The organism is Acinetobacter sp. 809848, assembly GCF_000581275.1.
GTDB classification, from domain to species: Bacteria; Pseudomonadota; Gammaproteobacteria; order Pseudomonadales; family Moraxellaceae; genus Acinetobacter; species Acinetobacter pittii.
On sequence record NZ_JEXG01000034.1, the window covers coordinates 20,587 to 43,771 of the forward strand.

Consider the following 23,185-nt stretch of genomic DNA (forward strand, 5'->3'; position numbering starts at 1 on the left):
GATAGTTAGGCAATACCATTAATGTTTTTCGCTTGCCATGCTCAAGTAAACGATGGTAAGCATCATAAAGATGAATGCCTGCAACGTGATTACAAGAATGTGGAAGATCGCCCAAGGCACAGACAACGCCCATTGAATCCAGAACGGCAATAAAGCAATTAGGATAAAGATCAACTCACCGGCATACATGTTACCGAATAGTCGGAGAGCTAATGAAATCGGACGAGCAAGGAATGTTACCAATTCCAAAATCAAGTTCACTGGAATAAGCAACGCTTTTGCAACTGGATTACTTGGGTTAAATGGGTTAAGTGCCAACTCGCCAACGAAACCACCAACACCCTTTTCGCGGATGCTGTAGAACAAGATAAGTACAAATACAGATAAAGACATACCTAAAGTAATGTTTGGATCTGTAGATGGAACGATCTTGAAGTAAACGTGGTGAGGGTCCATACCAAATACGTTTGCACCTACAAACGCTGCAACTTGAGGAATCCAGTCAACTGGGATCAAGTCCATTAAGTTCATGAGGAAAATCCACACGAAAATAGTGAGTGCAAGCGGAGCGATTAAACGTGATTTGCCATGAAAAGTATCACGGACACTTGAGTCAACAAACTCAATGATCATTTCGATTGCTGACTGGAATTTAGTTGGAACACCTGCATTTGCAGCTTTCGCAACGATCCAGAACATCAAACAGAAAATCACACCAAGGCCAATTGACCAACCCATTGAATCCAAGTGAATTGCAGTGAACCCCATCGAATGAGCTTCTTCAGCAGTCTCAGCCAATTTCCATGTACCGTCTGGCATTTTGCCATAGGTCATATTGGTCAAGTGATGCTTGATATACTCTGTCGAAGTGAGGGCATGTTCTTCAGCAGCCATAAATCACACCTGGTCAATGTCAATTACTAAAAAGAAGGGAAACGAACATCGGCGTACTGTCGATATCTCGCCACCCTCCAAAAAATCTTCAATTCTTCTTGTTTCTACACCCGTTTTTGTAGACGTGACACCCAAAACGGAGCGACCCACGACATTGCCTGAACGAGAATAAAACCAAACAGCAATGCTAACGGTGATAAAGGTTTAACATTGCTCAAAATCAAAATAAATCCAACGATCATGATTGCAAATTTGCCTAACATGCCCCTATACATGTTAGACAGCACTTGTTTTGATGCTCGTGCACCTGCTGTTCTGAAGGATTGCCACGAAAAATAACCCGTAGCAAGCCAGCAGACCAACGCACCAAGTGCCGCACTTAATGCTGCTGTCATGTCTTTTATGCTCCACGCCACAAGTGCGGAAACAGGGATCATACATGCTTGTAAGAAGACCAAAGCTTTTGCTAATCGTCGGTCAATCAAGCGACTAGTTTGGCTCATTATTTATCCACTCACAGCATAAATGCTTGACAAGTTTAGCTGATGATCGCTTTTAATCGCAGGCATTATAGAGTTACACCCCTGAACATGCAATCTTTTCCCGACTTTAGTCGGGGTTTTTCATGACAGGTGGTGCTGACGCTACAGTCAGCCTTTGTTTACTTTTTATCTTACTTTTGCGTACTTAATACACATTTATCAGTTTTTATTGCCAGTTTCTTCCATGCAGTGACGAAATCATCCTCATTATTCATGCTCTCGTCTACTGGTTGAAAAGTAATGTTACCTAATTTTTGATATTGACTCTTAGTGGTAAAACTCTCTGCCAACAAACACATCTGATTTTTTGGTCGACTATCATTAAGATACTTAATTTGAGCTGCTGTTGGTGCAACGTGAGGATCATCTGTTAAAGCACCAGCGAACTTTAAGTTTAGTGAGCGTTCTAAATATTGATAGGCATCATGATATGCCCAATACGGTTTGCCATTACTTGAACTATCGTAAGCTTGTGCCGCCTGCAACATTTTACGAGCAAACACATTGGCGTTATTCCAGTACTTTGCCTTATTTTCAGGGTGTTGCTGAGAGCGCAAAGCAGCAATAAAAAAGCCAATTCGAACCGCATTGTTTGGCTCTAACCAAACATGGGTATCTATTGTGTTAGGTAAAGCTGCACCACGTGTACTGCGCTGAGGCAAAACAGAAACGATGCCACTATCTAATAAGGCAATTGCTTTCTTATTATTACCTAGTAATTTATTTAGAGGTGCTTCATGGGCCTTACCCAACCAAATCACCAAAGAAGCATCATTAATTGCTTTACGATGCGCTGGGGTTAATTGTACGTCATGCCCAGTTTGTCCCTTTAATAAGAGTTGTGGTTCTTCAACCCCTTGAGTGACTTCTTTTGCAATCAGATAAATCGGGTGCGTAGAAACCACCAAACCCTGACTCCACCCTAACGTACTCAAAAGAGAGAACATACTGAAAACAAAAAAACGGAACATGACAGACCATCAATTTAAATTAGCTCGAAGCATGTTATAATATAACAAAGTTACAAAAATACCTAAGATTAATCGAATGAAGCATCGCTTCATGCTAATATTCCGTTAAAAATTCGAGGTTATCCCTATGAGTTCCTGCTTGCATGAACATCATGATTCTTTGCATGGTGTGCATGATCACCATAATGTCGCAAGCCGTTTAGCTGAAGCAGAAAGTTTATGTTCTGCGACTGGCGCACGCCTTACACCTTTGCGCAAAGAAGTTCTGGAACTCATTTTAAATGCGTCGGGTCCAATGGGTGCCTATGACTTATTGGCACGTATAAAAAGTCAAACCGATCGCCCTGCTGCGCCTCCAACTGTATATAGAACTTTAGATTTCTTATTAGAAAAAGGCCTCATTCACCGCCTAACTTCTATTAATGCGTATATTCCTTGCTGCCACCCGCGTGAAGGCCATCAAGCAGCATTCCTGATTTGTACCGAATGTCATATGGTTAAAGAAGCTTCTTCTCAAGGCCTCACACACCAGCTTGACCAGCTTGCAGCTTCAGATGACTTCGTGGCTCAACACAGCATTATTGAAATTTCGGGGAAATGCCAACAGTGCCGCACAACTCCTTAAATCCTGTATTAATTCAGCTTGAGCAGGTTTCTGTTCATCGTGATGATCGGGATATATTAAAGAAAGTTGATTTTGCCCTACATCAAAATGAAATTGTGTCTTTAATTGGACCCAATGGTGCAGGCAAATCAACACTAATTAAAGTTCTACTCGGTATTCTTCAACCAAGTAGCGGGCGTGTTATTAATCATAAAAAACTTAAAATGGCTTATGTGCCACAAAAGTTTAATCCTTCACACAGCCTTCCTTTACGTGTTCAGGACCTTCTTGATTTAGAAAAATGCAGCCCTGCCCTTCGTCAGGAAATTATTCAAGACACAGGTATTTCAAAGTTACAACAATCAAAAGTACAACAACTTTCAGGTGGGGAACGCCAAAGAGTACTATTGGCTCGTGCACTGCTTCGTCAGCCAGATATTTTAGTTCTTGATGAACCCATGCAAGGCCTAGATATTCAGTCAGAAGCGGAACTTTATGATTATGTTCGTAGCCTGCCAGAACGATATGGTTGTGCGATCCTAATTGTTTCTCATGACTTACAATGGGTGATGCAAGGAACACACCGTGTAGTGTGTTTAAATAAACATATTTGCTGTAGCGGGCTGCCCGAAAATATCCAACAACATCCTGAATATCAGGCAATATTTGGAACTCAAAGGGTTTTCTATCAACATCATCATGACCATTGTGCTCACGGTGATGCTGCACACCCCTGCCCTCATAATGACCGTCCTCATATTCACCCAGAACCGGAAGCTTAAGCCATGATGGAATGGTTACAATTATTGTTACCCGCATGGATTATGGGAACTCTGCTAGTATTTTTAACCGCACCCCTGGGTTGTTTAATGCTTTGGAGACGCATGTCTTTTTTTGCTGACACGATGGCGCACGGAACACTACTTGGGGTAGCTATTGCGGGAGCTTTAAGTCTTCCATTATGGCTTGGTGTTGCAGGTACGGCGGGTTTATTGGTAGGCGTTTTATGGGCCTTACATGACAACCGTTTACCCAATGATGCTCTGCTAGCCTTATGTTCAGCGACATTACTCTGTAGCGGTTTACTATTTATTCAACATGTTCCAAGTTTAAGGCCAGAGCTTTTAAGTTATTTGTTTGGCGATTTACTGAGTATTGATTGGCCAGATCTTCCTGTTTTCACTTTAATTATTGCGATATCACTCGTAATTCTTTACCGTTTTTGGCAGCCACAAATACAGTTTGCAATTGATCCAGATATCGCAATTAGTGAAGGGGTGAATGCAAACTGGCAACGCCTTATTTTTATGCTGTTATTAGCCTTATTTACAGTTTTAGCTTTGCGTGCCGTAGGTTCTTTGCTAATGGGCGCATTACTCGTAATACCAGCCTTAAGCGCTCGTCTATTGGCAAACTCACCAAAGCAAATGGTTATTTGGGCATTCGTGTTAGCCCAGCTCGGTGTTAGTGTCGGTTTATGGTCAAGTGCAGCACTTAATATCTCTACAGGTCTTAGTATCGTTTTATGTATGGCATTAAGTTTTGCCGTTATTTTTATAACTCAAAAACTAAAAAATCAGACACAGGCGGCCTAAGTTAGGACGCCTGATGAACTGTGCTCAATAATAAAGCCGCACAGCTAAACATCACAGCAAAGCCCCGATTTAAATATTTTTGCTGTCTAGGGGATCGAAGTAATCTTAAAACCTTGGATGCCAGCCCCGTATATCCAGCCATTACAATCAAATCGATCGTAATCATAGTAGCCGCCATAATTAAATATTGTATCCATTGAGGCTTACTTAAATCTAAGAACTGCGGTAAAACCGCCAATAAAAATACGATCGCTTTAGGATTGCTAATATTAACCACAAAACCATTTAATAGCAGAGCTAAAGCAGACTTATCTCTTTTTTCTTGTTGAATTTCTATATCTTTTACAGGTGCTGTCCACTGCAAATAGGCCAAATACAATAAATAAGCTACGCCAAACCACTTAACGGCCTGAAAAGCTAAAGGAGTTGTGGCAAATAAGACCCCAACACCTGCTGCCACCACCATAATTTGAAGCACTAAGGCAACTTGCAAACCGATTGCATTCCAGTAACCATGTCTAAAACCATAGTTTAGACCACTCGACATTGAGGCAATAGCTCCCGCACCCGGAGAGACACTAATGACCCAACAGGCCAACATATAGGCAAACCAAACTTGCAAAGACATAGTAAAAATAGACAATAAAAGTGGAATTATACTGTTTTATAAAACTATATTGATGAGAATTCAAACAATAAAATCAAGAAATAGACTACTAACCGCTCTTCGCATCAGGCACAATAATTAAAGCTCATACTAAATTATAATTGAGGAGATACCTTCCAATGACTGCTCAATCTGTCATTTTGCCGTTGCCATCAGATCATGCCCGATTTATTGTTCTTCGTTTAAAAGACTTATCAATTGATGAATTAAAAGAACAACTCGAAGCGTTGTTTGAAACACGCGACCGTCTCATTACTCAGCATTCAGACGCGCAAATTAAAACAGCAGTCGCTTTTGGTCCAGAACTTTGGAAACAACTTTACAGTCAATCTCCTGCTGGCTTTAAACAACTTGAACCAGAAAACGGCGCATTCAATATGCCAGTCGTACCAGCTGATGTCCTCATCCATATTGCTAGTATGCGTTCTGATATTTGTTTTGCATTAAGCCAAGCATTTTTTGAAGGTATTAAAGATAAAGTGGAAGTTCTTGATGAGCGTGTTTGCTTCCGCTATTTTGATGGCCGAGATATTACAGGCTTTATAGACGGCACAGAAAACCCTCAATTTCCAGATGACCGCGCAGAAACAGCCCTATTGCCAGAAAGCGCGGGAGTTTTTGCTGATGGCAGTTTCATTTTCGCGCAGCGCTATGCACATAACTTAGAAAAATGGAAAAAACTAAAAGTTGATGCTCAAGAAAATGTCATGGGTCGTACTAAGCTTGAGTCAATTGAACTGGATGATGACGTTAAACCAGAAAATGCCCACGTTGCCCGTACTGTTGTCGAAGATGATGAAGGCGAAGAAATGGAAATCTTGCGTCATAGTCTGCCTTATGGTGACGGCCGAGGTGATCAAGGTTTATTTTTCATTGCCTACACCAAGGACCTGAACATTATTGATGCCATGCTAAAACGTATGTTCGGTACAAGTGGAGATGGTATCCATGATCGCCTATTGCATTTCGTGACACCACTAGACGGCGCATATTACTTTGCACCTAGCGAAGAGTTATTAGAAGAAGTTTTAGAAGACTAAAATAAAAAAGAGGAGCTTAAGCTCCTCTTTTTACGTTCTCAACCTTAGAAAGGAATACGCTTATATTTGCGGTATTCAGGTTTCCAGAATGATTGATCTATTTTTTGCTGTAGTAAGTCATCACTAATCGTTACAGCCACGCCATCTGCCATGGCAGCTTTCGCAACTTCAAATGCAATCACTTTAGAGACTTGCTGAATTTCCCCTAAAGGTGGTAATAAATCAGCTTGCGGATCTTTTAGTAGAGGTGAGCAATTCGCTAAAGCACTACTTGAAGCCATTAACATATTTTCAGTAACGCGTTTAGCACCCGATGCCACCACACCCAGCCCAATGCCCGGGAAAATGTACGAGTTATTACACTGAGAAATATTATAAAGTTTGCCGTGATGATTCACAGGAGCAAACGGACTACCTGTTGCGATTAACGCTCTACCTTCAGTCCACTCCACAATATCTGCTGGCACAGCTTCAACACGTGAAGTTGGGTTAGACAATGGCATGACAATTGGTCGTTCACAATTCGCTGCCATGGTTTTAATAATCTCTTCTGTGAAGAGACCCGGTTGACCAGAAACGCCAATTAACACTGTAGGCTTAGCATTTTTAACAACATCAAGGAGTGAAATCACTTCTTCAATATTGCCCCATTGATCAACCACCTCAGCTTTTTGCGCCAATTTGCGTTGGAAGTCCAATAAGTTTGGCTGGTTTTCGGTAATCAAGCCAAAACGATCAACCATATAAACGCGTACACGTGCTTCAGAATCAGTCAGGCCTTCAGCAACCATTTGCGCAACAATTTGCTCTGCAATACCGCATCCCGCAGAGCCCGCGCCTAAGAAAGCAATTGTTTGATCTTTTAATTGCTTGCCTGCTGCACGACTTGCAGCAATCAAACTACCTACAGATACCGCTGCTGTTCCTTGAATATCATCGTTAAAACAACAAATCTTATCGCGATATTTTTCTAAAAGTGGCATCGCATTTTTTTGTGCGAAATCTTCAAACTGAATTAATGCTTTTGGCCAACGACGCTTTACAGCTTCAATCACCATATCGACAAATGCATAATATTCATCACCACTAATACGTGGCTGACGCCAACCCATATAGATCGGATCATTTAACAATTGTGGATTATTTGTCCCCACATCAATTGTGATTGGCAATGTATAGGCTGGACTAATTCCGCCACAAGCGGTGTAAAGTGAAAGCTTCCCAATAGGAATACCCATACCACCAATGCCTTGGTCACCAAGACCTAAGATACGCTCACCATCAGTAATGACGATCACTTTTACATTATTTTTATTTACGTTTTGCAAAATATCATCAATCACATCACGATCTGGATATGAAATAAAAACGCCACGATGACGACGATAGATATCGGAGAAACGCTGACATGCTTCACCCACTGTTGGGGTATAAATAATCGGCATCATTTCTTCAAGATGATTTTCGATTAAATGATAGAACAAGGTTTCGTTGGTATCTTGGATATTACGCAAATAGATATGTCGATTGATATCATCAGTAAAAGCGCAATATTGCTGATAAGAGCGCTGGCTCTGCTCTTCAATAGTTTCAATAATATGGGGGAGTAAACCGTGTAAGTTAAAGTTACTTCTTTCTTCTTCAGTGAAAGCCGAACCTTTATTTAAGAGTGGTAACTCTAAAAGTGTAAAACCTGCATATGGAATATAAAGGGGATGTTTACTTGGGTGTCCTGATATCATTGCCTATCTCATTTTCCAGCTTAGAGTAGAGAAAAACACGTTTTGTATGGTCTCTAAAACTCTTTGTGCGTATAAGCTTAAGCCTAATTCGATCAAAATAGATATTTTAAACCGTGATGTTAAAATTAAACACTATTTAGTTAAAACATGTTTAAAAATAAATAATAAAAATCAGTATTTTAATATTTTTATGATTTTAAAAATTTCTTTTATTTTCTCAACTTTAAAAGCCATAATTATATGATTTAGCGGAAACAGGTATTTCCTCAGGAAATAATATTCAATTAAACACATAATTTATTCATTAAAATTACCCAAAAGGCTTGTAATTCTTCATTTCTAGAATAATTAGACGATTCATCAACCGACATTCATTTAAAAAATAATCATCAGTAATTTGCATAAAGAATTATTGGAATATTAAATCCCCTCCCCTAAGTCATCGGAAATTTGCTATATTTGACGTTTTTCTGCGACATCTATTTTCGATTGATATGAATACGGCAATACAAGCAGCTCTCGACCATGCAGTGCAAACTCTTCAACAAGAAGGGGTGCTTCCTTCCGACTGGAAAAACACAAGCAACTTAACACGCACCAAAGACCGAAGCCATGGCGACTTTGCTTCTAATATTGCCATGATCGGCTCGAAAGCTGCTGGTATGAAACCACGTGATTTAGCTGAGAAAGTTCTCGCTGCATTACCAGAAGTGGCAGATATCAGTAAAGCTGAAATCGCAGGACCCGGATTTATTAACTTCTTTTTAAATGCAGACCAGCGTTTTGCTATTCTTGATCAAATTCAAGCACAAAAAGAAATTTTTGGTCGTAGCCAAGCAAATGCAGCGAAAAAGATTCAAGTCGAATTTGTTTCTGCAAACCCAACGTCTAGCCTACACGTAGGTCATGGTCGTGGTGCGGCATACGGTATGACTGTTGCTAATTTACTTGAAGCAACAGGTGCTAAAGTTGACCGTGAGTACTACGTGAATGATGCTGGCCGTCAAATGGATATTTTGGCGACTTCTACTTATTTACGTTATTTGGAACTACTTGGACAAGACCTTGTATTCCCTAAAAATGCATATCAAGGCGATTACGTTAAAGAAATCGCACAAGGCATTATTGATAAAGATGGCGATGCTTACGTTCGTGAAGTTGCACATGTTTATAAAGACGTACCAGAAGATGTGCAATATGCTGAAGAGCTAGATAGCGAAGGCAACAAAGTTGTGTTATCTGGTGATAAAGAAAAGCATATTGATGGCCTTATTGCCAACTCACAACAATTATTAGGTGAAGGCTACCGTGTATTCCACCAAGCTGCTCTTCACGCCATTTTAGATGATATTAAAGATGACCTTGCTGACTTTGGTGTAACGTTCAACCAATGGTTTAGTGAAGCATCGCTTAGTGCAAAAATTGATGAAGCTTTAGAAACACTTGACCAACGTGGCTTCCTTTATGAAAAAGATGGCAACATCTGGTTTAAATCGACTGAATTTGGCGATGAAAAAGACCGTGTTGTTAAGCGTCGTAATGGTCAAACGACTTACTTTGCATCTGACATTGCATACCACTTAAATAAACTACAACGTGGTTATACTGACCTAATCGATATTTGGGGTTCTGATCACCACGGCTATATTTCTCGCGTAAAAGCGGCGATTGATGCAATGGGTTACGACTCTAAGAAATTGACTGTTCTTTTAGTTCAGTTCGTAAGTTTATGGCGTGGCGGCGAGATGGTTCAAATGTCTTCTCGTTCAGGTCAATTCGTGACTTTACGTGACTTACGTAAAGAAGTGGGCAATGACGCAGCTCGTTTCTACTACGTAATGCGTAAGAGTGAACAACACATCGACTTTGACCTTGACCTTGCTGTTTCACAAAGTAAAGACAATGCTGTGTACTATATTCAATATGCACACGCACGTATTTGTCGTATGTTAGAAAAAGCAGCAAGCACAGATTTACAATTCGATGTAAACGCTGCTCGTCCACATGCAGCTCGCTTGTCTCTTGATGCAGAAACTGAGATTCTTGCTAAACTGGCAGCATACCCAGACGCGGTATTACGTGCTGCAAATGCATATGAACCTCATCAGGTTGGTAACTACTTAAAAGAGTTAGCTGCCCTATTCCACGGTTGGTACAATGAACATAAAGTATTAAGCGATGATGCAGAGCTTACACAAGCCCGTTTATTGCTTTCAATCAATGTACAACAAGTGCTTCGTAATGGTTTAGAATTACTTGGTGTATCTGCACCAGAATCTATGTAATAAATATATTGCATGACAGCAAATTAAAGGTCATGCAATATAGTAAGCGGTGGTTTGTATAGTTAAAATATCAATACAAACCACTGTTTTTAGCATCGTAAGACGAGACTCAAACTCGAATTAAAAAACAATCAAAATACAGAGGAATAATCCACGTGTTTGGCAAAACGCAACGCGGTGTATCTGAAAGACCTAATAAGCCTAAAAAGCCCATAATTCCCAAATGGTTAGGGACACTTGTCGCTATTTTGGCGGTCTTATGTATCGCTGTAATGCTTATGCTTTGGAAACCTTGGCAACCTGTTCCTGCGAAAAATCAGATTACTTCTGAACATTATCAAGAAGAAGATACTAATAAAGACTATCGCTTCTACGACCTATTGCCTCAACAACAGGTTACCCCTATTCCTGAACAAGCGATCCCTGAAAGTAAAAATCAAGGCACTGCTATGATCGTTGAAGCACCAAGTACCACTCAACCAGCCGCCTCTGAAAGTGTAGGAATTGATCCGAATCAGTCAGCTACAACTCCTCAGCAACCTACCTATATTTTACAAGTTCGTAGTTATAACGATCCTGATCAGGCTGATGCCCGCCGTGCAGAAATCATTTTAAATGGCTTATCTGCGGACGTAGTCAAAAGTACTGAAAACGGACAAACATGGTATCGCGTTATTTCTGGACCGTATGATACTCAAGATGCTGCCTTGGCTGCTCAGCAGACCTTACAACACAGTGGCATTGACTCAATCGTGATCAAACGCAAGTGAAAATAAAGAAGGAACAAATATTTGTTCCTTTTCTTTTAAATATCAGCACAATTCCTTTCATTAGAACCCATTCCCTTTTGTTTCGCTTTCTGAAATGCGGGTCTTTGCTGAATACGATGTAAAAAAGCCTGAATATTAGGGTATTTCCCTTGCAAACGTGATTGCAAAGCTTCCAGTGGGAAACTCATTTGAATATCAGCAAATGAAAAATCACCTGCGAAATATTCATGCTCTGCCAAATAGTTTTCTAAAAAACTAATATGATCTTTCATACGTGGGCGAACAAAATTTGCCTTCACCCCTTCCGTGATTTTTCTAGCTACTGGTTGAATTAACCATGGCACATGCTTGTTTACACTATTCATGACCAAAGTCATGACTAATAACGGCATAAGTGAACCTTCTGCATAGTGCATCCAGTAAATATACTGCTGTAAATCTTGTGGCTCTGTAGGTTTAAATTGTTGCTTCTGATCATAACGCTGCTGTAAATATTCTAAAATCACAGCTGATTCTGCGATGACTTGTTCATCATCAGTCAAAATCGGAGCTTTACCTAAAGGATGAATACATTTCAATGTTTCTGGAGCGGAATAGTTAGGTAGACGTTGATAATAATGAATATCATAATCTAAGCCCAACTCTTCTAAAGCCCATAGAATTCGAAACGATCGCGAACATTCCAGGTGGTGTACACTAATCATGTTATTGCCTGCTTTTATTTTTCTTTTTTACATAAAAAACAGCATTTGAACATGCTGTTTTATTCCATTTGTGGGATGGATATAAAATCATCCACCTCAACAAAATAGCATTTTTACGCTGTAACAAGCACAGTATGAATGTCTAAACTACGTAACAAAGTTTTAGTGACTGGGGTTTTACCGCATACCGCTAAGATTTTTTGTTGAAGCTCTTCGTTTGGCAAGTCTTTAAAAACAATACGACGTTCTATATGTTCTTCATGTTCTCTATTGGTATGAAAATCGATTTCAACCGAAAACTCACCAAAATCATAACCCTTATGCTTTGCGTACATTCTTAAAGTAATGAGCGTACACGCGGCTAAACTTCCAGTGAGCAAATCATATGGCGCTGGGCCTTGATCTTGCCCTTCTAACTTTTCTGGCTCATCACAAAAATATTGGTGACGACCACTGGTGATTTCGCCCTTCCATTGTTCAGCAAGGGGCTTTGCTTTACTGCTTGCGATTACTGCTGTCATTTTGATGCTCTCATTTGATCTGGAAGAACAGGGGCTTCTAAACGTGCACCAACATAATCTGGAATTTCACCAAAACGTGCATCATGGTTAATCCATTGCTCACGGGCTTCTTTTAAATCATCCATTGTACGTGCAACAAAGTTCCACCATAGCAAAATTGGAGTCTCAAACGGTTCACCACCAACTAACAGCACACGGTTCCCTTTCTTTACTTCAATTTCGATCTCACTAAGACCAGTATCTAATACCACCATGTTGTCAGCCGTTAACTCATGGCCATTCACATGGGCAACACCATCTAATGCCATAAAACCATATTCAAACTCAGGATTTAATGGAATGCGGGTTTTAGTATCTTCGGTAGCAATGAGGTCAACACCCACTAACGGTGTATGTACAACTACTGGAGAAGTAGTTGCCAAATATTCACCCACAAGCACGGTAAACTCTAGACCGTCTTTCTCAACAACAGGCAGTTCAGGATAATGTTCAAATTTCGGATCCATGTTGCGCTTAGCATCTGGTAAGGCAATCCAGAGCTGAGCAGCGTGCATTTGAGTTTCTGTATCAGGTGCAACTTCTGTATGTGAAATTCCGTGACCTGCCGTCATTAAATTAACTTGTTTAGGTCGAATCAGTTGTTTTGAGCCTAGACTATCGGTATGCATCATGGTGCCTTCAATCATCCACGTGAAGGTTTGCAAACCAATATGAGGATGAGGACCAACATCTAAACCATCACCCGCCGGAAAAGTTACTGGGCCCGCATGATCTAGGAAACACCACGCACCAATCATTCGTTTTTGTCGGCTAGGTAAAGCCCGCTTAATGACTGTCCCCTGTCCAATTTCAGCAGAGCGAATTGGAAATTCCTGAATAAACTGATTGGCAAATTTTTCGCAATCCTTTGAATCAGAAATATCGTAATCATTATTATTGCTCATGATATTACTCTCTTTTACCTATGCTTTTGCAATGAGTCGTTGTAATGATCTTAACAATACACTCATTATTCAATATAGTCTTTTAGTAATACACAGGGTGCTATGAATGAGACAATCATTTGTTAATTACATAAAATTAAAGCTGCATTGAGCAGCTTAAGATGATTGAGTTTTAACGAGCTGTTTTAGGTTTTTCATAAATTGACCAAATTGTGGGAGAAACTCTTGAAATAGTGGGTGGTCACGGTTTTCAAGCATAACCTCACTAAAAAGTTTTAGCCCAACTCCAAAAGATTTTGTTGTTTCATCATCAAAAAAATCTGCTTTTTTTAAGCGTTCAACAATTTCAAAAATATCGTCATGATTTCCCGCATAGAATTCAAGGCGTTCAGTATAAGTTGAAGCTTCTCCTTTTGCATTTTTTAAGTGTTGTACCGTGACATGATATTGATGTTGTTTCATATATAAATTCTCTCTTAAAAATTAATAACTTTGAAAAATTTCAACTTGTTTAAGGTCGATTTATAGCCGCCCAATAGCAACAGCAGCCTGATCAATTTTTTCGGCAATTTGATAAATGTGCTCTTGCTGTAAACCTGCCGAGTTCAACTTCAAACGCAAGGCTGTTTTTAGGTTTTCCATTGCACGGTGAATTTCGATTAATTCATCATTACTGTGGATTTCTCGTCTTAAGCGTAGTTTTTCTAATAACTCGTTCAACTTGTCTTGTTGTTCAGTTAAGTAAGCCTTCCCAAATTCCGTGATTTGATATTGCTTACGCTCTACATCCAGCAAATTAATCAAATTCATTTCTTCAAGACTTGTTAATGTTGGATAAATTGTTCCTGCGCTTGGCGTATAGCCATCGCCTACCAAATCACTTATTTCTTTAATGATTTCATAGCCATGCTTTGGGTTTTGCTGAATGAGATGAAGTACCAAAAGTTTCATGCGTCCAGCTTCAAAAAGTCTTCCACGGCGTCCCGAACGATGATGTTCTGATTGTTGTTTCATCTCTAAAGATTCTCTAATGTGTTTAATTTATGTATATTACGATATATCTTAATATATCTTTGATCAAGTAAAAGTAATAAGAGTTGATCTATTGCTTTGATAGTTATCAAAATTAATTTTGAGCTTTAAAAGCTAAGTAATAAAAAAGGACGCTAATGCGTCCTTTTCTTTAACAATAAACAGCGGAAAATTATTCCCACTCAATCGTTGCTGGTGGTTTAGATGACACGTCGTATACAACACGTGATACATCTTTAATTTCATTCATAATACGTGTTGAGATTTTATCAACTAATTCGTATGGCAAATGTGCAAAACGAGCTGTCATAAAGTCAACTGTTTCAACTGCACGAAGCGCAATTACCCATGCATAACGACGACCGTCACCTACTACGCCAACTGACTTAACTGGTTGGAACACAGCAAATGCTTGAGCAGTTTTATCATACCAACCGCTGTCACGAAGCTCTTGCATGAAGATGTCATCAGCAAGACGAAGAATATCAGCATATTCCTTCTTCACTTCACCCAAAATACGAACACCTAAACCAGGGCCCGGGAATGGATGGCGGTAAATCATGCTATGTGGCAAGCCAAGTGTAGTACCTAATTTACGAACTTCGTCTTTGAACAAGTCGCGTAAAGGTTCTACCAATTCAAATGCTAAATCTTCTGGTAAACCACCCACGTTGTGGTGTGATTTAATTACGTGTGCTTTACCTTGTTTGCTTGCAGCAGATTCGATTACGTCTGGGTAAATCGTACCTTGTGCCAAGAATTTCACGCCATCAAGTTTACGTGCTTCTTCAGCAAATACCTCAATGAATTCACGGCCAATGATTTTACGTTTTTTCTCTGGATCAACTTCACCAGCCAATGCAGTTAAGAAACGTTGTTCAGCATCTGCACGAATAACACGGATACCCATGTTTTCAGCAAACATTTGCATCACTTGATCACCTTCGTTTAAACGAAGTAAACCATTATCAACAAATACACATGTTAACTGGTCGCCAATTGCTTTGTGTAAAAGCGCAGCAACGACAGATGAGTCAACACCACCAGAAAGACCTAAAAGAACTTTTTCATTACCGATTTGTTCACGTAATTGTTCTACACGTAAATCAATGATGTGTTCAGGCGTCCAAAGACCGCCACATCCACAAATTTTATGAACGAAGTTTGCAAGTAACTCTTCACCTTTTGCCGTGTGTGTTACTTCTGGGTGGAATTGCACGCCATAAAAACGACGCGCTTCATCACTTACAGCAGCAACTGGACAGCTTGGTGTGCTTGCAGTAATGGTAAAGCCTTCTGGAATCTGGCTAACTTTGTCACCATGACTCATCCAAACATGAAGTTGGTTTTCACGGTCTTGTAAGTTACCAATCAGTTGATCGCGTTTAACGATATCAACTTCGGCATAACCAAACTCATGTACAGTACCCGGCTCAACTTTACCGCCTAACTGTTCAGACATGGTTTGCAAGCCATAGCAAATACCCAATACTGGAACGCCTAACTCAAACACTACTTGTGGTGCGCGAGGGCTACCTTCTTCATGCACACTCTCAGGTCCACCTGACAAAATAATGCCATTTGGCTTAAAAGCACGAATGTCTTCTTCAGACATATCAAAAGCATACATTTCAGAGTAAACACCAGCTTCACGTACACGACGTGCAATGAGCTGACTATATTGAGAGCCGAAATCCAGAATCAGGATACGATCTTCAGTAATTTGAGTATTGGTAGTCATGACAAACCACTAAATGGCAAAAGAATTAAGCGCGCCATTTTAACATTTTTCGCGCTTGGACGCACCGCAAATCATCATATATCTTATTTTTTTCATATCAGAATCATTTCTATAATTGAATTGTTTGATATAAATCAAAATTTACTTATATTTATCAACTGTATGGGTTACGCTTAAAAACTCCATGTGTATTGATAAATTCATCACATTCTATGCAACATCGTCTTGGATTTGATGTTAAGATGAGCCGATAAAACAGGCATTACCATGGAAAGGTAAATACCATAAGCGATATTTGTCTGTGCTTAAACAATTATCCATTTTTATGGCTTGTTGCCCCCTATCAAAATCAATAGAAATCTAAGGAACAACAATGCTTCAAACTATGATTGCAGATTTCCAGCAACATTTTTGGTTGTATGTCTCTATTCCTTTTATGAGTGGTTTAATTGGCTATATCACCAAGGTGGTCGCCATCCAGATGATGTTTTCACCACTTGAATTTAAAGGTATTAAACCATTTTTGGGTTGGCAAGGCATTGTGCCTCGCAAAGCCGAGAAAATGGCAACCATTGCTGTTGAGCTCATGACAGCAAAGCTCATTAAGCCTGAAGAAATTTTTGCACGCCTAGATCCTAAACGTATTGCCAAAGAAATAGAAAAACCCCTACTTGCAGCGGCTGAAGATATTACCCGTGACGTTGCTCAAGAGTATCAGCCTGGTTTATGGGAAGGCATGCCAGAATTTGCTCGCCAAAGACTCATCCGTCGTGTGCAATCCAAAGCACCAGAAATTGTTGAACACATCATGAGCGAAGTACAACGTGATGTGAATCGATACTTTGATATTAAACATCTTGTTATCAGCAACTTGCTTAAAGATAAACGTTTGCTCAACAATATTTTTAAACGTGTAGGGAAACAAGAATTTAAATTTTTCAGTAATGTAGGTTTCGTATTTGGCTTCGGTATTGGTGTGGTTCAGATGCTGTGCTGGATTGTCACTCAAGGAAAATATCCTTGGATGCTACCTTTGTTTGGTGGTTTTGTGGGTTTCTTCAGTGACTGGATTGCACTGCAAATGATGTTTAGACCACTTTATCCCAAAAAGATATTGGGTTACACATGGCAAGGTCTGTTTATTAAACGTCAAAATGAAGTTGCAGCTGACTATGCAGCTTTAATTTCTAAACAGCTTTTAACTTCACGTCACATGATGGAAGAGTTATTTTCGGGTACACATTCTGCGCGTGTTATTGATCTGGTTAACCGCCATGTCAAACAAGAAATTGATATGCAAGCTGGGGTTATTCGTCCGTTAGTTGTATATGCAATTGGCGGAGAAAAATATCAGAATATGAAATCACAAGTTGCTGAACGTATTATGCAACAGCTTCCAGAGACGATGAAATATGTAGAGTCTTATGCAGAAGATGCAATGAATATTCGTAGCACACTCATTGAACGTATGCAAAAATTAACACCTTCTGAATTTGAAGGGATGTTACGTCCTGCATTTAAAGAAGATGAGTGGGCCTTGATTGCAGTCGGCGCAGTTCTTGGTTTCGTGGTTGGTGAATTGCAAATCCAATTTATGCTTTAATTTTTAAAATAAAGAAATAAAAAAAACCGGATGAATTGCTCATCCGGTTTTTATTTTGTCTTGAATATTATTTCTCGATTGCATGATCCAAACTAATACGGCCAGCACCATGAAGCATTAGGAAGAATAAACCACCTGCCATTGCTAAGTTTTTCATAGTGGATGCCATTATTGTATTGTGCCGCTGCATCAGCCCCACCTTGGTGGAACAAGAATGCGGTTAAAATACTGAAGATACCAAGACCGAAAGCTGCAAAGCGTGCTTGGAAACCAAATAACAAGGCTAAACCACCACCAAACTCAACCAAGATAACTAAAGGAAGAATTCCACCTGGTACACCCATTGCTTCCATATATCCTGCAGTTGCTGCATAACCGGTAATTTTCCCCCAACCAGCAACAAGGAAGATATAAGCCATAAGAAGACGAGCAATAAGACTAATAAAACTGTCCGCGCCTGATTGCGTTACGATATTTTTGACCACTACATTTGGATTAAACATTTTGCCACCTTTATTTAAATGCTTATTTATTGATGAGCTCATTCTAGGTTTGGGACATTGATAATTAAATACTCAAAATCCATATATATCGTTGCACAAACAGGATGATCAATTTGTATATTTTTGATGTTTTATACTGACTTTCTATAGGGTCACTGCTAGGATTTGAGCACGGTTTACCACTTAATCATCTCATGGAACTTCTTGATTTTATTCTACACGTTGATCAACATCTCGCCGAGTTTATTACAAATTACGGGACGTGGATTTATGGCATTTTATTTTTAATTATCTTTGTCGAAACCGGTTTAGTGGTTATGCCGTTTTTACCAGGAGATAGTTTACTATTTGCAGCTGGTGCTTTAGCAGCATCTACAGGTGCGATGGATCCATGGTTATTGGGTGCTCTACTCTTCATTGCTGCCGTTTTAGGCGATACAGTGAACTACCATATTGGTCGTTTTATCGGTCCACGTGTATTTGAAATGAATTCACGATTCATTAATAAGCAGCATTTAATTAAAACTCAAGAATTCTTTGCTCGTCATGGTGGCAAAACAATTATTTTTGCTCGCTTTGTTCCATTTGCCCGTACTTTTGCCCCTTTTGTTGCGGGTGCTGGCAGCATGAACTATAAGTTTTTCTTAACTTATAATGTGATTGGGGCATTTTGTTGGGTCGCTTCTTTTGTGGCGTTGGGCTATCTATTTGGAAATATGCCAATCGTTAAAGATAACTTCACTCATCTTATTTTTGGCATCATTATTATTAGCGTTTTACCGGGCATCATCGGCTTTATACGTGAAAAGCTAAAAAGCCGGAAAACCAATGCTTAAGGCTTAATTTAGAAGAAACGGAATACCACTGGAAGCATACATAAAATAAGCAACATAGCCGATCCTTTATATAAATGATCGGCTTTTATTTTTTGTACTGGGCCCGTTAATAGTGCACGTCCAAAAATCATCCAGAAACTCGCAGCTGGAATGAGCGTCAATGTAAAAACACCAAATACTATTAGACAATTTTCAGGCGAATTCCATGTTTCGGCAGGGAAAATACCTGCAGCAAAAAGTAAGGATTTCGGATTTTTTAAGGTTGAGAAGAATAATTGACGTGGGCGAATGTTACGGTGAGTTTGACTAAATTGTTGTAAATGGGTGGTTTTCCATAATCGGAATGCCATCCAGAACACATATGCCACACTTGTAATATGTAAAATGAGCAATAACGCAGGCCAAACTGGTGCTGCCAAATGAATAAACACAGCCCAAAAGCTAATACCGTAGGCATAGCCTAACCATTCCATAGGAATAAGCCAAAACGCTTTAGATAAACCTTGAGAATGAGCAGCGGTTGCAAGTAAAGCATTTGTCGGCCCTGGAATGAGCAAAACAGCCAACATTGCCAATACAAAAAACCAACTCTCAATCATAAAGTTTCCATAATATCCAAGATGGGGCCACCTTAAACGAAACAGGCAAAATATAGCAAGTTTATAAGGCTTTTTGATTACAGAAAATACAGAATTTTGGAAGCTTAAAAATTGATAAACCACTTATTTATATTAATTTTATTATGAAACATTTTGCTAAACTTTATTCATCACAACATGCCTTAGTTAGCATATTGTGATGCAAAGCTGACTATTAATTGGCCTTTTTACGAACAATTATTGGACAATTCTTGAACTGAGCAGCCTGAACAATTGCTTCTTGTTGGCCTAAAACACGTGAAAGTTCGGTGTTTTTCGTTGAAGAAGACTGTCCCATATTTACAGAAATAGATGGACCGAATCCCCAACCACCTCGTCCCCAGCCACCACCGAGTCCAAGACCAACACCCATACCTGTACTTTTTGGAGTTTGCACGCCATTGTCGATATATTGCTGAATACGGTTATATTCACTTTGTAGCTGTTGGCAGCTCAAAGATTGATATTGTGTCGGAGACACATAAGTCGGTTTTACCGTTGTAGCACAAGCGCCAAGGAGTAAAGTGGCTGCCACCAAAGGCGCAATATATAAGCCTTTCATCATTTTTCTCTTATCGTTTTGGCTCAATCTCACCAAACAATGTCTCATAAGCTTGAGTCAATTTATGTTCGGGTGCCAAATGGGCCAAAGGTAAATTTTTCTGATGCGATTCTTTCATCAAAATCGAAGGCGGTAACATGCTATTGAGTACAGGCAACCCTTCATCTTTTAACTGCTGAACCACTTCCCGAGGTAATTTTGCTTGGGATTGGAATTGATTCACCACAATTCCTTCAATTTCCAAGCGATCATTATGATCATCTTGCGTTTCGAGAACATTTTCAATCAATGTTTGTAACGCACGCTTTGAAAAAACATCACAGTCGAAAGGAATGAGTACTTTATCTGCCGCAATCAGAGCAGAGAGAGTAAAAAAGTTAAACGCTGGTGGTGTGTCTATATAGATACGGTCATATCGCCCAACTAAGTTTTGAATCGAATCACGTAATTTATAAATTTTATGTTTACTTTCAAGCGCATGTTCAAGCGCGCCAAGTGTAGGACTTGCTGGAAGCACATCTAATTTTGCAAAAGGAGTTGAATGAACAAAACTGTCGAGATCTTTATTTCTTGGAGCTTTTAAAATTGAACCTAATGCGTTACCGATTAAACCCTTTTGTTGATTGTTGCCCAACACATCATCAAAGAAATTTTCGATATTTGGCTCTAAAATTGATTTTTCAGCAGAATAGGTTGCTTCGTCACCTAAAAGATACTGACTAGAATTGGCTTGAGGATCAAGATCGATCACCAATGTTCTTAAGCCATGTTTGGCACTAATTGCAGCCAAATTTACAGTAATACTTGATTTCCCTACACCGCCTTTTTGGTTAAACACCACACGAGTTAACATGTTTCCCTCTGCATATTATTTTACTGTACGCAGTTTAACCTAGAGCTTAATCAAAAAGGCAAAGAATGTAGAACAATTAAGCAAAAACAGGTTTCACAATCACTAAGATAATAATAGCAATAAATGCAATCGCACTAATGACCAAACCTGCACGACGCTGTGCCAACAAAAGAGTGTCATCTTTTTTAAAGGCTTTCATCAGGGAAGATAACAACACTAAAAATAGAATAATTTTAGCGTAAAACCACGGTTGTACTTGAAAGTCTTTCATGACTAACAAAATTGCACCCGTAATGAAAACCACGGTAAATGACAAATGTTGTAAGGCAACTAATACTTTACGCCCTGCTGGATTGGGTTGTTCACCTTGAACACCTATAAACAGAGTTGAAGCGCGTAAAACAAAGACCATAAGTGCGGCAGCTACTGCAGTCATATGAATAATTTTAGTGAGTAAATGTGCATCCATGAAATTAACCCTTAGCTTTTAGGTGCATGTGCACATTCTGGGCTAGCAGGAGCTTGACCTTGCCACTCACTTGGCAAATAAGCATGAATCGCTAAAGCATGAATTTGGCCTGGATTCATCAAATCAGAAGCTAACGCGTATACTTTTTGATGACGTTGAACCAAACGCAATCCATTAAATTCGTCGCTCACTATAATCACTTTAAAATGAGATTCCTTACCTGGAAAATAACCACCGTGCCCGGCAGACTCATTGATCACTTCCAAATGGCTAGGTGCAAGTGTTTGTAACCGTTCAATCAACTGTTGTTCAAGGCTCATAGCTTTTCCTTTTACGATTATTCGTATATTTGCACCTAGTATACCTTGTCTACACACAAACAAAAGTTGCTCTTGTATGCTTTGACTTCAAACAAAATGTCTATTTATTCGGCAACTTAACAATAAAAATACCGCTAAATGCTCATTTCTGTTTTTATTTTATGCAATCAGCATAATTATTTGCATAAAGTTGTTGACCCTTGTTTTGCTTAATGTATTATAAGCGGCACGCGGGAATAGCTCAGTTGGTAGAGCATAACCTTGCCAAGGTTGGGGTCGCGAGTTCGAGTCTCGTTTCCCGCTCCAAATTGGTTTTTTTTGAGAAAGTTTTAGTAAAAACTGCTTATATATGCGGGAATAGCTCAGTTGGTAGAGCATAACCTTGCCAAGGTTGGGGTCGCGAGTTCGAGTCTCGTTTCCCGCTCCAAATTGGTTTTTTTTGAGAAAGTTTTAGTAAAAACTGCTTATATATGCGGGAATAGCTCAGTTGGTAGAGCATAACCTTGCCAAGGTTGGGGTCGCGAGTTCGAGTCTCGTTTCCCGCTCCAAATTTAAAAGGCCCTAGTCGAAAGACTGGGGCTTTTTTCTTTTTATCGACCCATGATTTTACGTTCTATCGATTCACAGCATATTCATTCTGAGAATAGCTCAGCTCAAGGCCGAGTATTTCATTGATAGACTCAGATTTTTAAACCAGTAATTGTTTCGAGTTAATCTAGTTATATTTGCAGGGTATTGGTGTTATCCGATGCGTAGATATAAAGGGTAATGATTGAAAACAATCCAAGTTAAAGCGCTCTAGACTACATCTTTGTTGTAAACAGATAGAAAAGATGAAGTTATGATCATAGACATAGCTTTGGAAATAATATTCTTCTGCCTTTTGAATATCACGAGTTGAATCGAGAAACTCTATATGTTCAGCTAACACATGAAAGTTGAGCTTCTTTAAATGACGACTCATTCCTTCGCCAGTACATTTAATATAGGATTCTTTTAAGGTCCATATTTGAAAAAACCGTTGATATACAGTGGATGGATCAATCCTTTCATTTTCCTGAATCCATTCAATTTCACTTGGCGCTAACACACTATCGACACGCATCCAATCGAACTCACGGTCCAGCCGTTCAACATCAACTCCTATTTCTCCTTTTTCAGTCACCGCAAGAACAATAACGTCTGCTGAATGACTAAGATTGAAATAAACAGCTTTACTACCTTGTATAAAAGGTTTGCCGTTAGGTTGTAATTGAATGTTGACCTCATGGGGTGAAATACCCAACTTATCTGCTAAAACAGACTTCGTTAACACACGAGAAATTAAGAAAAGTCGTGCAGCATGAGGA

General features: G+C 39.4%; 25 protein-coding genes, 3 tRNA genes and 1 pseudogene. 11 read left to right on the forward strand and 18 right to left on the reverse strand.

The window, feature by feature from the left end; translation table 11 throughout:
- Nucleotides 1-18 precede the first annotated feature (18 nt).
- From atpB to J536_RS19670, 3 genes are all read right to left on the reverse strand, one after another.
- Entirely contained in the window at nt 19-894 is an 876-nt protein-coding gene (gene atpB, locus J536_RS19660) for a F0F1 ATP synthase subunit A (RefSeq protein ID WP_002114072.1), read from the reverse strand.
- A gap of 104 nt (nt 895-998) precedes the next feature.
- On the reverse strand, nt 999-1,397 hold the full coding sequence (locus J536_RS19665; RefSeq protein WP_005072004.1) for an ATP synthase subunit I: 399 nt from the start codon (nt 1,395-1,397) through the stop codon (nt 999-1,001).
- A gap of 170 nt (nt 1,398-1,567) precedes the next feature.
- Nucleotides 1,568-2,407, reverse strand: a complete 840-nt coding sequence (locus J536_RS19670; protein ID WP_032013085.1) for a metal ABC transporter solute-binding protein, Zn/Mn family — start codon at nt 2,405-2,407, stop codon at nt 1,568-1,570.
- Nucleotides 2,408-2,534: 127 nt separating this feature from the next.
- On the opposite strand from J536_RS19670, the gene J536_RS19675 reads away from it, so the two are divergent.
- Genes J536_RS19675 through znuB form a run of 3 tightly spaced genes read left to right on the forward strand, consistent with a single transcriptional unit; the run spans nt 2,535 to nt 4,606 of the window.
- Nucleotides 2,535-3,032 (forward strand): transcriptional repressor, encoded by a 498-nt coding sequence (locus J536_RS19675; protein WP_032013083.1) that lies wholly within the window; start codon nt 2,535-2,537, stop codon nt 3,030-3,032.
- Nucleotides 3,005-3,793 carry a zinc ABC transporter ATP-binding protein ZnuC gene (znuC, locus tag J536_RS19680; RefSeq protein WP_014208124.1) on the forward strand — a complete coding sequence of 263 codons (789 nt, stop codon included), beginning with the start codon at nt 3,005-3,007 and terminating at the stop codon, nt 3,791-3,793. Before J536_RS19675 ends, znuC begins: the two co-directional genes overlap by 28 nt.
- A gap of 3 nt (nt 3,794-3,796) precedes the next feature.
- Nucleotides 3,797-4,606 (forward strand): zinc ABC transporter permease subunit ZnuB, encoded by an 810-nt coding sequence (znuB, locus tag J536_RS19685; RefSeq protein ID WP_032013082.1) that lies wholly within the window; start codon nt 3,797-3,799, stop codon nt 4,604-4,606.
- Nucleotide 4,607: 1 nt separating this feature from the next.
- Here znuB and J536_RS19690 read toward each other — a convergent pair whose 3' ends face one another.
- Nucleotides 4,608-5,234 carry a LysE family transporter gene (locus J536_RS19690; RefSeq protein WP_005071994.1) on the reverse strand — a complete coding sequence of 209 codons (627 nt, stop codon included), beginning with the start codon at nt 5,232-5,234 and terminating at the stop codon, nt 4,608-4,610.
- A 158-nt stretch (nt 5,235-5,392) separates the two neighbouring features.
- Here J536_RS19690 and J536_RS19695 point away from each other — a divergent pair, with 158 nt between their 5' ends.
- Nucleotides 5,393-6,313, forward strand: a complete 921-nt coding sequence (locus J536_RS19695) for a Dyp-type peroxidase (protein WP_005071991.1) — start codon at nt 5,393-5,395, stop codon at nt 6,311-6,313.
- 44 nt (nt 6,314-6,357) lie between these two features.
- Here the strand turns inward: J536_RS19695 and J536_RS19700 are convergent, their stop codons facing one another.
- Complete coding sequence (locus tag J536_RS19700) at nt 6,358-8,055, reverse strand: NAD-dependent malic enzyme (RefSeq protein ID WP_032063706.1); 1,698 nt, start codon at nt 8,053-8,055, stop codon at nt 6,358-6,360.
- A 494-nt stretch (nt 8,056-8,549) separates the two neighbouring features.
- On the opposite strand from J536_RS19700, the gene argS reads away from it, so the two are divergent.
- Both argS and J536_RS19715 read left to right on the forward strand, forming a co-directional pair.
- Nucleotides 8,550-10,340, forward strand: a complete 1,791-nt coding sequence (gene argS / locus J536_RS19710; protein ID WP_032013153.1) for an arginine--tRNA ligase — start codon at nt 8,550-8,552, stop codon at nt 10,338-10,340.
- A gap of 155 nt (nt 10,341-10,495) precedes the next feature.
- A complete protein-coding gene (locus tag J536_RS19715; RefSeq protein ID WP_032063709.1) occupies nt 10,496-11,110 on the forward strand; it encodes an SPOR domain-containing protein in 615 nt (204 codons plus the stop codon).
- Nucleotides 11,111-11,145: 35 nt separating this feature from the next.
- Here the strand turns inward: J536_RS19715 and J536_RS19720 are convergent, their stop codons facing one another.
- The 6 genes from J536_RS19720 to guaA all read right to left on the reverse strand — a co-directional run bounded on the left by J536_RS19720 (nt 11,146) and on the right by guaA (nt 16,052).
- Nucleotides 11,146-11,814, reverse strand: coding sequence for a glutathione S-transferase family protein (locus tag J536_RS19720; protein ID WP_032013151.1), 669 nt, complete (start codon nt 11,812-11,814; stop codon nt 11,146-11,148).
- Nucleotides 11,815-11,927: 113 nt separating this feature from the next.
- Nucleotides 11,928-12,335 (reverse strand): OsmC family protein, encoded by a 408-nt coding sequence (locus tag J536_RS19725; RefSeq protein WP_002114081.1) that lies wholly within the window; start codon nt 12,333-12,335, stop codon nt 11,928-11,930.
- On the reverse strand, nt 12,332-13,279 hold the full coding sequence (locus J536_RS19730) for a pirin family protein (RefSeq protein WP_032013149.1): 948 nt from the start codon (nt 13,277-13,279) through the stop codon (nt 12,332-12,334). Before J536_RS19730 ends, J536_RS19725 begins: the two co-directional genes overlap by 4 nt.
- A gap of 156 nt (nt 13,280-13,435) precedes the next feature.
- Complete coding sequence (locus J536_RS19735) at nt 13,436-13,741, reverse strand: DUF3861 domain-containing protein (protein ID WP_002114086.1); 306 nt, start codon at nt 13,739-13,741, stop codon at nt 13,436-13,438.
- Between the two features lie 60 nt (nt 13,742-13,801).
- On the reverse strand, nt 13,802-14,293 hold the full coding sequence (locus J536_RS19740) for a PadR family transcriptional regulator (RefSeq protein ID WP_032013147.1): 492 nt from the start codon (nt 14,291-14,293) through the stop codon (nt 13,802-13,804).
- Nucleotides 14,294-14,483: 190 nt separating this feature from the next.
- On the reverse strand, nt 14,484-16,052 hold the full coding sequence (gene guaA / locus J536_RS19745; protein WP_002114136.1) for a glutamine-hydrolyzing GMP synthase: 1,569 nt from the start codon (nt 16,050-16,052) through the stop codon (nt 14,484-14,486).
- Nucleotides 16,053-16,437: 385 nt separating this feature from the next.
- Between guaA and J536_RS19750 the strand changes: the two genes are divergently transcribed.
- A complete protein-coding gene (locus J536_RS19750; protein ID WP_170815250.1) occupies nt 16,438-17,655 on the forward strand; it encodes a DUF445 domain-containing protein in 1,218 nt (405 codons plus the stop codon).
- Nucleotides 17,656-17,722: 67 nt separating this feature from the next.
- Here the strand turns inward: J536_RS19750 and J536_RS19755 are convergent.
- Nucleotides 17,723-18,158, reverse strand: a pseudogene (locus tag J536_RS19755) (DoxX family protein).
- A 194-nt stretch (nt 18,159-18,352) separates the two neighbouring features.
- Between J536_RS19755 and J536_RS19760 the strand changes: the two are divergent.
- Entirely contained in the window at nt 18,353-18,994 is a 642-nt protein-coding gene (locus tag J536_RS19760) for a DedA family protein (RefSeq protein WP_005071971.1), read from the forward strand.
- An 8-nt stretch (nt 18,995-19,002) separates the two neighbouring features.
- Here the strand turns inward: J536_RS19760 and J536_RS19765 are convergent, their stop codons facing one another.
- From J536_RS19765 to J536_RS19785, 5 genes are all read right to left on the reverse strand, one after another.
- Nucleotides 19,003-19,593, reverse strand: a complete 591-nt coding sequence (locus J536_RS19765; protein WP_005071969.1) for a LysE family translocator — start codon at nt 19,591-19,593, stop codon at nt 19,003-19,005.
- A gap of 214 nt (nt 19,594-19,807) precedes the next feature.
- Nucleotides 19,808-20,194, reverse strand: coding sequence for a hypothetical protein (locus tag J536_RS19770; protein ID WP_005071968.1), 387 nt, complete (start codon nt 20,192-20,194; stop codon nt 19,808-19,810).
- Between the two features lie 10 nt (nt 20,195-20,204).
- The gene (locus J536_RS19775) at nt 20,205-21,047 is read right to left on the reverse strand and encodes a ParA family protein (protein ID WP_005071966.1); all 843 of its coding nucleotides are present in this window, start codon (nt 21,045-21,047) and stop codon (nt 20,205-20,207) included.
- 76 nt (nt 21,048-21,123) lie between these two features.
- Nucleotides 21,124-21,516, reverse strand: a complete 393-nt coding sequence (locus tag J536_RS19780) for a SirB2 family protein (protein WP_005071964.1) — start codon at nt 21,514-21,516, stop codon at nt 21,124-21,126.
- Nucleotides 21,517-21,527: 11 nt separating this feature from the next.
- A complete protein-coding gene (locus tag J536_RS19785) occupies nt 21,528-21,836 on the reverse strand; it encodes a BolA family protein (RefSeq protein WP_002114074.1) in 309 nt (102 codons plus the stop codon).
- A 230-nt stretch (nt 21,837-22,066) separates the two neighbouring features.
- On the opposite strand from J536_RS19785, the gene J536_RS19790 reads away from it, so the two are divergent.
- The 3 genes from J536_RS19790 (at nt 22,067) to J536_RS19800 (ending at nt 22,384) form a co-directional block, all read left to right on the forward strand.
- Nucleotides 22,067-22,142, forward strand: a tRNA-Gly gene (locus J536_RS19790).
- 45 nt (nt 22,143-22,187) lie between these two features.
- Nucleotides 22,188-22,263: transfer RNA gene (locus J536_RS19795), tRNA-Gly, on the forward strand.
- A gap of 45 nt (nt 22,264-22,308) precedes the next feature.
- Nucleotides 22,309-22,384, forward strand: a tRNA-Gly gene (locus tag J536_RS19800).
- A gap of 167 nt (nt 22,385-22,551) precedes the next feature.
- Here the strand turns inward: J536_RS19800 and J536_RS19805 are convergent.
- On the reverse strand, nt 22,552-23,185 hold a 634-nt coding region (locus J536_RS19805), incomplete at its 5' end, for a 4'-phosphopantetheinyl transferase family protein (protein ID WP_032063710.1).

Excerpts from the sequence above, each read along its gene's own strand:
- atpB (WP_002114072.1), bottom strand. The coding sequence starts at position 894 with ATGGCTGCTGAAGAACATGCCCTCACTTCGACAGAGTATATCAAGCAT.
- J536_RS19665 (WP_005072004.1), bottom strand. The coding sequence starts at position 1,397 with ATGAGCCAAACTAGTCGCTTGATTGACCGACGATTAGCAAAAGCTTTG.
- J536_RS19670 (WP_032013085.1), bottom strand. The coding sequence starts at position 2,407 with ATGTTCCGTTTTTTTGTTTTCAGTATGTTCTCTCTTTTGAGTACGTTA.
- J536_RS19675 (WP_032013083.1), top strand. The coding sequence starts at position 2,535 with ATGAGTTCCTGCTTGCATGAACATCATGATTCTTTGCATGGTGTGCAT.
- znuC (WP_014208124.1), top strand. The coding sequence starts at position 3,005 with ATGCCAACAGTGCCGCACAACTCCTTAAATCCTGTATTAATTCAGCTT.
- znuB (WP_032013082.1), top strand. The coding sequence starts at position 3,797 with ATGATGGAATGGTTACAATTATTGTTACCCGCATGGATTATGGGAACT.
- J536_RS19690 (WP_005071994.1), bottom strand. The coding sequence starts at position 5,234 with ATGTCTTTGCAAGTTTGGTTTGCCTATATGTTGGCCTGTTGGGTCATT.
- J536_RS19695 (WP_005071991.1), top strand. The coding sequence starts at position 5,393 with ATGACTGCTCAATCTGTCATTTTGCCGTTGCCATCAGATCATGCCCGA.
- J536_RS19700 (WP_032063706.1), bottom strand. The coding sequence starts at position 8,055 with ATGATATCAGGACACCCAAGTAAACATCCCCTTTATATTCCATATGCA.
- argS (WP_032013153.1), top strand. The coding sequence starts at position 8,550 with ATGAATACGGCAATACAAGCAGCTCTCGACCATGCAGTGCAAACTCTT.
- J536_RS19720 (WP_032013151.1), bottom strand. The coding sequence starts at position 11,814 with ATGATTAGTGTACACCACCTGGAATGTTCGCGATCGTTTCGAATTCTA.
- J536_RS19725 (WP_002114081.1), bottom strand. The coding sequence starts at position 12,335 with ATGACAGCAGTAATCGCAAGCAGTAAAGCAAAGCCCCTTGCTGAACAA.
- J536_RS19730 (WP_032013149.1), bottom strand. The coding sequence starts at position 13,279 with ATGAGCAATAATAATGATTACGATATTTCTGATTCAAAGGATTGCGAA.
- J536_RS19735 (WP_002114086.1), bottom strand. The coding sequence starts at position 13,741 with ATGAAACAACATCAATATCATGTCACGGTACAACACTTAAAAAATGCA.
- J536_RS19740 (WP_032013147.1), bottom strand. The coding sequence starts at position 14,293 with ATGAAACAACAATCAGAACATCATCGTTCGGGACGCCGTGGAAGACTT.
- guaA (WP_002114136.1), bottom strand. The coding sequence starts at position 16,052 with ATGACTACCAATACTCAAATTACTGAAGATCGTATCCTGATTCTGGAT.
- J536_RS19750 (WP_170815250.1), top strand. The coding sequence starts at position 16,438 with ATGATTGCAGATTTCCAGCAACATTTTTGGTTGTATGTCTCTATTCCT.
- J536_RS19760 (WP_005071971.1), top strand. The coding sequence starts at position 18,353 with ATGGAACTTCTTGATTTTATTCTACACGTTGATCAACATCTCGCCGAG.
- J536_RS19765 (WP_005071969.1), bottom strand. The coding sequence starts at position 19,593 with ATGATTGAGAGTTGGTTTTTTGTATTGGCAATGTTGGCTGTTTTGCTC.
- J536_RS19770 (WP_005071968.1), bottom strand. The coding sequence starts at position 20,194 with ATGAAAGGCTTATATATTGCGCCTTTGGTGGCAGCCACTTTACTCCTT.
- J536_RS19775 (WP_005071966.1), bottom strand. The coding sequence starts at position 21,047 with ATGTTAACTCGTGTGGTGTTTAACCAAAAAGGCGGTGTAGGGAAATCA.
- J536_RS19780 (WP_005071964.1), bottom strand. The coding sequence starts at position 21,516 with ATGGATGCACATTTACTCACTAAAATTATTCATATGACTGCAGTAGCT.
- J536_RS19785 (WP_002114074.1), bottom strand. The coding sequence starts at position 21,836 with ATGAGCCTTGAACAACAGTTGATTGAACGGTTACAAACACTTGCACCT.